11 protein-coding genes are annotated in these 12,650 nt (G+C 35.1%); 5 read left to right on the top strand and 6 right to left on the bottom strand.

What is annotated here, in order from left to right; genetic code table 11:
- Positions 1 to 1,281: 1,281 nt before the first annotated feature.
- Positions 1,282 to 5,193: a PAS domain S-box protein gene (locus D7004_RS15700; protein ID WP_341867683.1), complete on the bottom strand. Its 3,912-nt coding sequence runs from the start codon at positions 5,191 to 5,193 to the stop codon at positions 1,282 to 1,284.
- Here D7004_RS15700 and D7004_RS20515 point away from each other — a divergent pair.
- Positions 5,096 to 5,404, top strand: coding sequence for a hypothetical protein (locus D7004_RS20515; RefSeq protein WP_148042823.1), 309 nt, complete (start codon positions 5,096 to 5,098; stop codon positions 5,402 to 5,404). The two genes, D7004_RS15700 and D7004_RS20515, sit on opposite strands and share 98 nt — an antisense overlap.
- On the opposite strand, the gene D7004_RS20730 is transcribed toward D7004_RS20515, so the two are convergent.
- Positions 5,401 to 5,571, bottom strand: coding sequence for a hypothetical protein (locus D7004_RS20730; protein WP_167459517.1), 171 nt, complete (start codon positions 5,569 to 5,571; stop codon positions 5,401 to 5,403). The genes D7004_RS20515 and D7004_RS20730 overlap by 4 nt on opposite strands.
- A gap of 201 nt (positions 5,572 to 5,772) precedes the next feature.
- On the opposite strand from D7004_RS20730, the gene D7004_RS15705 reads away from it, so the two are divergent.
- Together D7004_RS15705 and D7004_RS15710 are read left to right on the top strand one after the other, a co-directional pair.
- Positions 5,773 to 6,372: a GDSL-type esterase/lipase family protein gene (locus D7004_RS15705; RefSeq protein WP_123206787.1), complete on the top strand. Its 600-nt coding sequence runs from the start codon at positions 5,773 to 5,775 to the stop codon at positions 6,370 to 6,372.
- Between the two features lie 46 nt (positions 6,373 to 6,418).
- Positions 6,419 to 7,147 (top strand): esterase family protein, encoded by a 729-nt coding sequence (locus tag D7004_RS15710; protein ID WP_167459518.1) that lies wholly within the window; start codon positions 6,419 to 6,421, stop codon positions 7,145 to 7,147.
- Between the two features lie 38 nt (positions 7,148 to 7,185).
- On the opposite strand, the gene D7004_RS15715 is transcribed toward D7004_RS15710, so the two are convergent.
- Positions 7,186 to 7,416, bottom strand: coding sequence for a hypothetical protein (locus tag D7004_RS15715; protein WP_123206788.1), 231 nt, complete (start codon positions 7,414 to 7,416; stop codon positions 7,186 to 7,188).
- Positions 7,417 to 8,620: 1,204 nt separating this feature from the next.
- On the opposite strand from D7004_RS15715, the gene D7004_RS15720 reads away from it, so the two are divergent.
- Both D7004_RS15720 and D7004_RS15725 read left to right on the top strand, forming a co-directional pair.
- Entirely contained in the window at positions 8,621 to 9,244 is a 624-nt protein-coding gene (locus tag D7004_RS15720; protein ID WP_123206789.1) for a PAS domain-containing protein, read from the top strand.
- Between the two features lie 95 nt (positions 9,245 to 9,339).
- Positions 9,340 to 9,759, top strand: coding sequence for a response regulator (locus D7004_RS15725; RefSeq protein ID WP_167459519.1), 420 nt, complete (start codon positions 9,340 to 9,342; stop codon positions 9,757 to 9,759).
- Positions 9,760 to 9,874: 115 nt separating this feature from the next.
- Here D7004_RS15725 and D7004_RS15730 read toward each other — a convergent pair whose 3' ends face one another.
- From D7004_RS15730 to D7004_RS20875, 3 genes are all read right to left on the bottom strand, one after another.
- The gene (locus D7004_RS15730; RefSeq protein ID WP_123206791.1) at positions 9,875 to 10,777 is read right to left on the bottom strand and encodes a prohibitin family protein; all 903 of its coding nucleotides are present in this window, start codon (positions 10,775 to 10,777) and stop codon (positions 9,875 to 9,877) included.
- A gap of 1,048 nt (positions 10,778 to 11,825) precedes the next feature.
- Positions 11,826 to 12,122: a Rossmann-fold NAD(P)-binding domain-containing protein gene (locus tag D7004_RS20870; RefSeq protein ID WP_208646865.1), complete on the bottom strand. Its 297-nt coding sequence runs from the start codon at positions 12,120 to 12,122 to the stop codon at positions 11,826 to 11,828.
- Positions 12,123 to 12,139: 17 nt separating this feature from the next.
- Positions 12,140 to 12,622, bottom strand: coding sequence for an SDR family NAD(P)-dependent oxidoreductase (locus D7004_RS20875; RefSeq protein ID WP_208646866.1), 483 nt, complete (start codon positions 12,620 to 12,622; stop codon positions 12,140 to 12,142).
- Positions 12,623 to 12,650 lie beyond the last annotated feature (28 nt).

The raw sequence follows: 12,650 nt of genomic DNA on the forward strand, positions 1-12,650 counted from the left end.
GTTTTGCTAATTGTAAACTCAAATTCGATTATTAATTTTCATTCACATTATAAATAAGCCGCTTTTTTTAGCTTACGTCACCCTGAATTTATTTCAGGGTCTTATTTGCAGAAAAGATGCTGAAATAAATTCAGCATGACGTGTCGTGAAAGCAATATGTCGATGAAATAGAAAAATATCAAGTTTGAATCGAATTCAGGCCACAAAAATTTCCTGGCCATTTTCAAAATTACAATCACACTTCTTCTGTGATTTCTGTGTATCTGTGGCAATTTTATTTTTCCCTGAAAACGTTAGTTCAGTAATCCTTTTGATGTTTCAGTCCTGCTCTCCATTGCAAGCCCAATGAAGAATTGGGGCTTTACATTTCAATCACGTTTATTTAACAAAGGTAAGTTGCTTTTCGGGCATTTGCCGTCAGCTACATTAGAACGTAGCGGAACTACAATCTTTACTTACGGCTAATTACAAAGATTTCTCAACTACACTCGAAATGACGCCGTATATTCCCGTCATCTCGATTGGAGCGCAGCGGAACAGAAAGATCTTTGACCAGTAGTTCCACTAATTGTAAACTCGAATTCGACTATCAATTTTCCTTAACATTATTAATAAGCTCCATTTTTAGTTAACGTCACCCTGAATTTATTTCAGGGTCTTATTTGCAGGAAAGATGCTGAAATAAATTCAGCATGACTTGTTGTACAAGCAATACGGCGATAAAACAGCAAAATATTAATAAGCTCCATTTTTAGCTTACGTCACCCTGAATTTATTTCAGGGTCTTATTTTGCAGGAAAAATGCTGAAATAAATTCAGCATGACGTGTTGTACAAGCAATACGGGAATGAAACAGCAAAATATTAATAAGCTCCATTTTTAGCTTACGTCACCCTGAATTCATTTCAGGGTCTTATTTGCAGGAAAAATGCTGAAATAAATTCAACAAGACGTGTCGTGAAAGCAATATGTCGTTGAAATAGAAAAATATTAATAAGCTTCTTTATTTTAGTTTACCCCACCCTGAATTTATTTCAAGGTCTTATTTGCAGGAAAAATGCTGAAATAAATTCAACAAGACGTGTCGTGAAAGCAATATGTCGTTGAAATAGAAAACTCATTACTAAGCTTCTTTTTTTAGTTTACGTCACCCTGAATTTATTTCAGGGTCTTATTTTGCAGGAAAGATGCTGAAATAAATTCAGCATGACGTGTCGTACAAGCAATACGGCGACAGGCAAGCCCATTTTACCAAGATTTATTTACCATATACTGTTCAAATTACGATAGATATTTCTCCGTGAGTATTTCTTTAAGGATTACTACTTCATTAACAAAATCATTGGTAAGGTTGGCAAGTCTTGGTACATCTAGCTGCGTTATGGCTTCTAGTCTGGAAGAGTATTTTTGTAACAACATTAAACCCGCAGAGGATGAAGTACCATAAATTTTATGCCCAAGGAGTTTTATATTTTCCATATCGCCTATCCGGGTTAACTCTTCTAGCTGTTCTGAAGCTTTTTCCAATTGTATAATGGTTAACGAAGCAATTTTCGCCAGCTTATCTTTGTTTTCGCCATAATACATGCCTAACCTTGATGAATCAAAATGCTCGTCACTTTTAGCTTCCAAATCAACAATTATAGGTTTATCATCTGCGGGCTTTCCAATCCATTTATTTATCACCCCTTCTAAAGCACCTTTAAAAATTGGTTTTGTAATGAAATCATCCATACCAGCATCTAAACACTTTTCACGCTCACCAGAAACATTGCCTGCAGTTACAGCAATAATCGGCGTATGTTTCCCTTTTTCTAACTCACGGATGGCTTTGGTAGCTTGCAAGCCATTCATCACCGGCATTTGCACGTCCATTAAAATAAGATTTGGCGCATGTTTTATAAAGCATTCTAAACCATCTTTACCGTTATTTGCTTCGATAATTTCTATTCCACCAAACATATTTGAAATTAAGCTTCTGGTCAAAAACCGGTTCACCTCATTATCTTCAACAATTAATATTTTCATTTTTCCGGTATCGGTTCTAATTACCGTCTTCGGTTTTGTTATACTTAGTGCAGCACTTGTTTCAACATCTTGTTTTACATGCAATTTCGATAAAGCATCATATAAATCGGGTATTTTAATTGGCTTTACAAGCCTTCGGTTAACCTGTAAATTTTTGCTCGATGTTATCAATGTATTATCATCGGCCGAACTGTGTAATAAAAGAATTGGTAAGCTGTCATGTGATTCAAAAAAACTCTTTCTGATTTTATCTATCGTTTCCAAACCATCCATAAAGGGCATATGATAGTCCATTAAAACAGCATCATACAACCTTCCTTCGGCTAAATGTTGCAGCGCTTCAAAACCACTTTTTGCAGCGTCGGTTTTAATACCCTTTAAATTGAGCATATCAATAAGGAAGTTTCTGTTGTTATCATTATCATCCACAATCAGGACATTTTTAACCGAATCTATATCTTTCCACTCAATCGCATCGCCTTTTTCGCATTCAAGCCAGATATCGAAATAAAATGTACTTCCTTTTCCTGCTTCGCTTAAAAGTTCTAACCTGCTCCCCATCATCCTTAACAATTTATTAGAGATGGTAAGCCCTAGTCCGGTACCTCCATATTTTTTGGTGGTTGAAGAATCTTCCTGTGCAAATGCCTCAAATATTTTCTCCTGTTTATCGGCTTGTATGCCAATACCGGTATCGCGAATACTGAAACGGAACATGCATTTTTTAGTATCTTCTGCTAAAATTTCTACCTTCAATTCTATTTCACCACGTTCGGTAAACTTGGCTGCATTACCAAGCAAATTGGTTATTACCTGTTTTAAACGCACATCATCGGCCCAAACAAATCGCGGTAGTTGCGGACTTAAATTCAGCAACATTTCCAGGTTTTTAGACTGAATTTGATAGGTAGTAATATCCGTTGCCTGGCAAGTCATTTCATATAAATCGCACTTCTCAATATCCAGTTCAAATTTCCCGGCTTCAATTTTAGAAAAGTCTAAAATGTCGTTAATAATGTTAAGCAAAGCACCTGCAGATTGGCTTACGATTTTAAGGTATTGTTCTTGAATTTCATCCAGTTTCGTTTTCAAAACCAAATCGGTAAAGCCAATTACACCATTTAATGGTGTTCTGATTTCGTGGCTCATGTTGGCCAGAAATTCTGATTTTGCCAGGTTAGCCTCGTCGGCATGAATCCTGGCAGTTTTAAGCTCCTCACGTTGGGCAATCATACCAGAAATATCTTGCGTAAAAATCATCATACCACCAATTTCTGCTTCAGAACGATACCAAGGGCGCATTTCCATGGTTATAAAATGTTGCTCATCGGTTTGCGAATCAATAAATATGTCTTCCTCCCGCCTTTCTATTTTTCCTTTTAAAATTTCTTTGTGCCTTGCTTTTCTTTCCTCATCCAAATTTGGAAACATTTGGTAATGTGAGGCACCGATTAAATCTTTGGTTTTAAATTTATAATCATCAATCCATTTCTGGCTAACTGCCAAATATTTCATATCGTTATCAAGCATAGCAACCGCAGCCGGTGTATGTTCTATAAAAGCCAATAGGCGAGCTCTTTCCGTAGATAGGGCCTCTTCCATTTTCTTTTGATTGGTGATATCAGTTGCCACACCCAGAAAACCGATTACTTCGCCCTGCGGGTCTGTAATTAACGAAACAATCAGCGAAACATCCAACTTATTGCCGGCTTTGGATACGAAACTCAATTCGTGCTTGGCAGAAGAATTTTTCTTGGATATCTCCAGGAAATACTCAAAACCAATCAGGTCATTTTCGAAAACCTTAACTGCTGGCTCCTGACTTTCAACTTCATGCCTGATGTAAAGTATTTCAGGGTTTTGCTTTCCGATTAACTCAGCGGCAGTATATCCAAGCAGGTTTTCTGCTCCCTTATTAAAAACGGTTATTATTCCATTGATATCTGTGGCTATAATGCACAAGTCAGAAGCAGCATTTAATACATCATCCAAAAGTTTTTTAGATTCTGCCAAAGCAATTTCCGATTTTTTATACTCATCTATATCCTGAAAAGTACCGAAAAGACGAGTGCAAACGCCATCTTTAAACACTGCATTTCCAATAGCCCTAACCCAAATATCTCTGCCTTTTACAGTTGTAATCTCCAACTCCAAATCATAAGGTTCACCAGTTGTTACATTACTCTGGAAAGCCTTTTCTATCCTCTCTCTACTTCCAGGCTTATAAAAGCTAATGGCGACCGAAATTTCTGGCACAAAAGATTCCTCCACTTCATGAATTTCTCTTGTTATTGATGTCCACTCTATTTTATTGGTAGCCATATCCATTTCCCATCCACCTACTTTTGCCACCTTATTGGTTCGCTCTAAAATGCCTTTAGTGTGTAATAAATCTCTTTCCAGCGCATGCTGCTCGGTAATATCAACAGCGTTACCAATAACATAAAAGCCGCCAGCATCATCTTCTTGCATTACATTCGAAAACATCCACATACGCTCGCTACCATTTTTAGCAATAGTAACCATCTGGCCTTTTGCAAATCCCTGTTGCTTAATTAATTGCAGATATTGGTCGAGGTACACATGCCTTTTTTCAGGAACAATATCATAAAGTGAAAACCCATCGAGCTCGGTTTTGGTATAACCTAATATTTTAGCGCCAGATTCGTTTACGGAAATGAATTTTCCAGCTAAGTCGTGTGTGCACATCAAGCCTTGCGAGTTTTCGAAGAAAATTTTAAACTTTTTTTCGCTTTGCAATAGCTTTTGCTGTTTATCAAGCTCTTCGGTAATATCTCTACCAATGGCCGATACTTTTCCTGTGGTAGGCACTACTGTTGCAACCCACTCTATGGTTTTAAATTCGTTTCTGGCATCTAACAATCGATGTGTAAAACCTATTCTGCTTATATCTTTTAATAAACTGCCAAGCTTGGTTTTAGTGTACCATTTGTCTTTTTCATGCACAAAATCATACAGCAGTTTGCCTAAAATTTCTTCATTTTTCCAACCAAGGATGCGTTCACAACTTGGATTCACATTTTCTAAATTTCCATCTACGCTGCAGATGCAAATCAAATCTTCAGAAAGCTCAAATATTTCTGAGAAATTTTGCAAGTCTATGCAAGCTCTTTCCTCTAGCAACTTACCAATCTGCAAACACAAATTACCTATAGCATCTATTTGTGTGGCTGGTAATATTTTTTCGGCACTATCCAATAGGCATAGCAAACCTAATGTGCCACCAATAGTATCTGGTACTGAAAATGCAAAACAAGTTTTATATGGCTTTAGGTTTTTAAATTCAGTTGGATTTAACTTACAAAATGGAGCGCTGCCTGGAGTGGTTGTTTTGCTAAAATTTGATACGATCTAGTTAAACTCTGTTTCTGTAAAAAAATCAGTTTTTCCATTATTAATATCTCCATAAACATTACTACCGCTTGTGGTTACAAAAAAATATTCCAATTCAGAGATTGATTTCGCAACTGCGGCAAGATCGGTAAAATGACTAATCGGATCAGCGTCTTTATTATTTAACATGGGATGGTTTCTATTTATTTGGTTAGTCGAAAAAAGGAATAAGCTTGAGGATGGTTTACTGTTTATCTTAGTTCAGTAATGTATAAAAAACTTTAAGCAAAATGATAACATTTCTTTATTCAGAATGATTCAATTTATTGGTGATAGAAAACTTAACATTCAATGGTAATTAACCCATCACTAAGTTCTTATATTTAGCAAATGTACTGGTACGAAGAAGAAGTAAAATCACTAGAAAAACTCCATAAAACCTCGAAAGAAAATCCTGGTGTTATATTTTATGGAAGTTCTTCTATACGGTTATGGGATAGCCTCGAAAATGATTTAGGCAACATTAAGGTAACAAATTTGGGCTTTGGAGGTTCTACACTAGCAGCCTGCGTATGGTTTTTTGATAGGATTATGTTCCTGTATCAACCTAAAGCATTAATAGTTTATGCTGGCGATAACGATTTAGGTGACGGAAGAACCGCCGAAGAAGTATTTATTTTTTTTCAGCAGTTAATGGTTAAGGCCAACCAAAGGTTTGGAATGCTGCCTTGTTATTTCATTTCCCTAAAACCAAGCGTTTCGAGATGGCACATGGCCGATCAATTTAAATATGCTAACAATCTTATAGAAAGTGAAATTATTAAGCTAAACAACAATTGGCACTTTATTGATGTTTTTAAAAGGATGCTGGATAAAGCTGGTAAGCCGAACCCAATATATTACGATGATGATGGTCTGCATTTAAGTAAAGAAGGATATAAATTGTGGACTGAAATTGTACTCGAAAAATTAGGCAATAATTACCTTTAGTTAATATCTCGATAACATAAGGCCGCTATTTTAACAAACAAAAGCTATGCATAGAGAATACCACAAATGGTTCAGCAGCAACCTAAACAGAGATATGGAATTGCTGGTTTTTGGATATTCGGGCAGAGCTGTTTTATTTTTCCCAACCAGAACAGCAAGGTTTTACGACTATGAAAATTGGGGTATTGTAAACTCGCTACAAACTGCAATAAATAATGGCGAAATACAGCTGATATGCCTTGATAGTGTTGATGGAGAAAGTTTTTACAATAAAGATGTATTTCCATCGGTTAGAATTGAAAGACATTTACAATATGAAAGATACGTTTTAGATGAAGTGATACCTTTTGTAAAATCAATAAACAATACAAATTTCTTGGAAGCTGCAGGTTGTAGCATGGGTGCTTATCATGCCATTAATCTGGCTACTAAATACCCATGGCTATTTAAAAAAGCAGTAGGCATTAGTGGCCGGTACGATTTAACCGAGGCAATTGGTGATTTTGAAGACCTATTTAATGGGTTTAGGAACGATAAAGTTTATCATAACATGCCTGCGCAATTTATTACTAACATAGATAACGAGGAAACTCTTAACCAATTAAAAGCAATAGAAATAATTTTAGCCGTTGGAGAAACAGACCCGTTTTTGGCCGGTAACCAACAACTTAATAAACTTTTAATTGAAAAAGGCATAAACAGTCATTTCTACCAATGGGGTAGCAATGCCCATCGCCCACATTATTGGAGGCAAATGGTTCCGATTTACATTTAATTTATCTAACGCTGTTTTCTCATCTACGCATATATTTATCAGAGCACATTAACCTGAAAACCTCCATAACTAAGCATATCCGCAGTATGGATAACCGTTAAATTGAGTTCTAGATTAGCAATAATGTTTCTCGCCTGGGTTAAGTTTCTGTACATATCATTAATGCCTCTAATTTCTACACCTGCCCGAGTCAATTTGTATTTTTTTGGATCAAATTTTTTAATAAAGGTTTGTAAATCTTCATTACTTGGTATCTGCTCGATATTCATAGAATAATTTTTGTTTGCGCAAAGTTTGTCTTTTAATCTTCAGTTATTGTTAAGCCATCAAAGCCATTAGGTTAATATTGAGGTGTATTTTATTAATCGTAGCATAAATTCAAATTTTTGTCCTTCCTATGAAGAGTTTTAAAACTATAAGTTAAGCGGATTGTAGTTCTTAATCTGAATCTTTGACAGGGTGAAGCTTTTTTTGAAAGTGAACGTTCAGCATTTCATTGCCGATTCTGGTCCTGCTTTTCGCTGTAGCGCCAATGAAAAATTGGCGGCTGCCGCTGTAATCAGGCTTAAGAACAAAGGGCAGTTCCTATCATTGTAAAAAATTTACAAAAAACAAAAAATTAATTGTGTAAAAATTAGCGCATAGCCCAGGGTTTAAACCCTGGGTTATGTTTTACAAACAATCCTAAGAATTACAAAAGAAGTTGTTTAAACGCGACAGAAATGGAAATACTTTTTTATTGCAAAAACCCCATTTATACTTGCAAATAGGCCGATGGAACAAATGCTTTAAAACATAAATTATAGAAGTTTAAAAAAGATTGGAATGTATGGCGGGACTGAAAGAACCAAAGAACTACTGAAACTGCTTTCCGTAATATGGTTTTAAAAAAATCAACAGATGATTATAATTTTTTGAAAGTGAACGTTCAGCATTTCATTGCCGATTCTGGTCCTGCTTTTCGCTGTAGCGCCAATGAAAAATTGGCGGCTGCCGCTACAATCAGGCTTATGAACAATGGGCAGTTCCTATCGTTGTAAAAAATCTACAAAAAAATAAAAATTCATTGTTTAAAAATTGACGCATAGCCCAGGGTTTAAACCCTGGGTTATGTTTGATTAAACGCGACAGAAATGGAAATACTTTTTTATTGCAAAAACCCGATTTATACCTACAAATAAGCCTATGGAAAAAATGCTTTAAACCTATAAATGACAGAAGTTTAAAAAAGATTGGAATGTATGGCGGGAATGAAACAACCCAATAACTACTGAAACTGCTTTTCTTAATATGATTTTAAAAAATTAACAAGTGATTGTGATTTTTTGAAAGTGAACGTTCAGCATTTCTTGCAACATTTCTCATATAAATTCTTTAAAAGAATTGATTTTTATTATTTTGAACCATTCTAATCTGATTTCTTATAACTTGAAAGATTTCTGTTAAATCCTCTATCCCTATTTACCTCTTATAATGAAAGAAATTATAAAATCCCTTCAAAACTCAAAATACTTTTACATCATTATATCTGGTATGGATGGGAAATATGCCTATGTAAATCAGCATTATGCAGATGAATTTAACTATATCCACGAAAGTTTTGCCGGACAACCATATTACATCACCATGCATGAAGATGATAGATATACATGCGAGGAAGTATCAAAAAAATGTTTTGCCAATCCAGGTAAGCTTTTCCCTGCAATTATCCGTAAGCATGATGGAAAAGGAGGCTATATTTATACGCAATGGGAATATTTAGCCATGTTTGATGATGATGGAAAGCCCGAAGGAATATTTTGCCTAGGTTATAACATTACTGAATATGTAGCCGATAAGCAAAATTTAGAAGGTGCCATGGATAAGATAGAAAGAAATTCTACCCTGCTAACCAGAATTGCATTTCAGCAAGCCCATTTAATACGAGCACCTTTAACTAATATCCTTGCACTTACCGCTATTTTAAATAAGCGAGCGGGAGATGATGAACTGCGTTCTTTATGTGAAATGATTTTAGAAAGTGCTTTAAAACTTGATTATACGGTTAGAAACATTGTTGAAAACATAAATATTAGTGAGGATGAAACTAAAGACTAATGTTTGAATGAAGACAGGCAAACAAGATTAGCTAATTTATGTTCTTGTATTATATACCTCGAACATTTAGAAAATCTTTACCCTCTGCCTTAACTATGAAACATAAAATCCTGATTGTTGATGATGATGATATTGCTTTATTTCTTCATTCAACTTTACTGATTGATTGTGGTGCCATTTACGAACCCGAAACATTTAATAGCGCTTCTGCAGCCATTAGTTATTTGGAAGAGCCTGTAAGCAGGGATAATCAATACCTAATTTTCTTAGATATAAATATGCCTGAAATGAATGGGTGGGGTTTTTTAGAAAAATTAAAAGGTCATCCTCTACAAAATAATATACAGGTTGTTATGGTAACCTCATCAACAGAAAGTAGCGAGAAAAAGAAAGCGCTAGACATACGATTGGTAAAAGATTTCTTGATTAAACCATTAAAAGAACAAGATTTGTATGATTTACAAGCTGTTCAAAATATCGATTCGTTTTTTAACAAGGGTGATAATTTAGCTTAGGATATACATTGTAAAACCTATTCCGTTTGCAAAAATTGTAAGTCAAAGCTTGAGAAATTCAATGCGCTGACTCTTGCTTCAAGAGGCAGCGCATTCAGAAATGAATTAGATTATCTTAATTAGTACCCAGTATCACCGGGTTTTTTCCATTACCCATAATAATAATCTTGGTATTTGGTGAAAGTGCGATATCTTTTTGTGCAAGGATGGATTCATATTGGAGTTGCTTATCGCTTAACCCAGTTGAAAGAATCTTCTGATAATCGGCTATACCTTGAGCCTCAATGCGTTTACGCTCAGCCAATTGCTTTTCCTTTTGTAGTACAAACTGCATTTTCTGTGCGTCCTGTTCAGCATTGATTTTAGATTCAATTGCTTTACGCACAGATTCCGGAAGTGTAACATTCCTAACCAATAGCTGCTCGAGTTTTAGTCCACGTTTTGTGAAACTCTGATCGATTGCAGCAAAGATTTTGCTCTGAAATTCTTGTCTCTTAGTAGAATACAATGCCACAGCCTCATAAGAAACTGCGTTATCCCTTATGGCAGTCCTTGCAATTGGTCTCACAATTTTATCAAGGTAATCATCTCCAATTTCTTTTAATATTCTTGGAGCATCATTGGGCGTAACGCTGAAAAGCACAGATAGATCAATTGTAACCTCAAGACCGTCGGAGGTTAGTATACGGATGGCGTCATCCCCTACTTTGTTGCCTTCATCGTGTACTGCAGACATCGTATAATTCTGTGTCTTCACATCGAAAGTTGTAACCTCAACTAAAGGGTTAATTACATTAAGACCGCTAAAAAGCACATCGTTATCAACTTTTCCATACAAGGTTTTTACCCCAACCTGTCCTGCGGGTATAACTTTGAACATGGAAAGCGAAGCACCCAAGAGGATTATGATAATTCCAGCGATTCTGATCAGTTTGCTGTATCGGGTAAGTGGAGTATCTCCTTTTGCAGAAACGATACTAAGTATAATAATAGATAAACCTAAGATAATGAGAAACATGATGTTTTTGTTTAATTTATACAACCATCGATCAAAGGAAATGCCCCGAATATCAGGTCGCAAATAAATGCACTCACAACTATTTTGAATAGCTTTTTTGTCTTTTCATTAAAAATACCTCCGAAGTTTACCATGCCAAAATGGGGTGTTTTTTTTCATTTTGGTATACTGATTTAATTTTAAAATTCAAGAGATTATCCTTGTTTTATGTTGCTTAAGAACTATTGATTTAAAGTTCGACAGCTGAAAAAACTTTTGTAGAATACTTACATTGACGGGTACAAAAAAGCTTGTTCGATTGGAAATAAAAAAGCCGCTTCAAGTGAATGAAACGGCTGTTAGGGGGTGGAGAATATCGGATTGAAAAATTCGCTTAATATTTCTCCGTAGATGCCTTTTTGATACTCTGAGAGGGGTTTTACTTTTCTCATTTCGCTATATTTAGGGGCTATTTGGCAGACTTTTGTCAGACTTTTTACCCTTGATTTCTATTTTAAAATTAAGAAAAAACATCCTTTTTTGCAAGGGGGAAAGCTGTTTTATTCTTCATCACTTTTAGCATTAGAAAATTAAACTGTCAGACTTTTAGTTAAAGAATTAAATAAGGCATTTTTAAGGATTGTTAAACTTCTGCAAATGAGTAAATTAAGCACTAGTATAATATTTTTATTCGAAGTCCATTAATCAAACACTTTTCCAGAAAAGGACCGTTAAATGATAGTAATTGATATGAGTATTTGATAGATGTGCAGATGTGATTACTTTTTTCTATAGAGGAACTTTAAAAAGTTAAACGTTATTTTGGCTAAATGACCTCCACAATATTGGCTAATCTTGTGTCTGGATGATTTCTGCACTATTTGGTGGCCCAGCATCACTGTAATGACTGACCTGGATAAACCGCTATCGGGCGGCCCCCTCTCGCCAAAAATATTTTTCTCATAACTCACTATTAATCAATTAACTTATAAATCATCAAAAATTGGTGCAAAGGGTCATTCTATTCTGGTTTATCCACTTCTAAATTAAAATTCTCCATTATTTTAAATTATTTAAGGCTTTTCAACATTGTACTTTCAAGCATTTTTGGGGCAAAATTTTGAAGAAAAACAATCATACCCAATTGCTTTCCAACTGGATTGCTAAATTTTGGATTTTTAGTTCCTATTATTTTTTTAATGATGTTAACTACTGGTTCTGGAGTTTGTGCCTCATCTAAACCTTTTTGAGTAAGTGCATCCACTTTTCTTCTATAATTGTTATAGTCTGGGATTGCATTTCCTTTAGAAGCCACAGCGTGATTACCCAAATTGGTTTTGAACCAAATTGGCTCTACCAAACTCACTTTAATATTGAATTGATTTAATCTAATCTCAATGCTTTAAAATAGCCTTCGACAGCGTGTTTCGATGCGGAATAGTAGGATAAATTAGGAGGTCCAATCAAACCTACAATAGAACTTACAGTTATGATTTGTCCCATTTTTTGTTTTCTGAATATGGACAATAAAGCACTGGTTACTTTGACTGTTCCCCAAAAATTAGTTTCGAATTGTTTTCGGGCAACATCCATTGGAGTTTCTTCAGCAATTCCAGTAACCATAAAGCCTGCATTGTTTACCAACACATCTACTTGTTTGATTTCAGTTGCAACTTGTGAAGCAAATGTCCTGATTGAATTATCGTCATCAATATCTAATTTTAATAATTTGAATGCGAATTTGCCATTATATTTTTCAGGCTCTCTACTAGTTCCAATTACAGTAAACCCTTTTTTGTGAAGGTCGTTTGCTAACATTAATCCAAATCGTGATGATGCTCCTGTGATTAAAATTGTTTTGCTCATTATGTTAAATTTTTATCTTATTAATATT

This window comes from Pedobacter jejuensis (genome assembly GCF_003725795.1).
GTDB lineage: Bacteria > Bacteroidota > Bacteroidia > Sphingobacteriales > Sphingobacteriaceae > Pedobacter > Pedobacter jejuensis.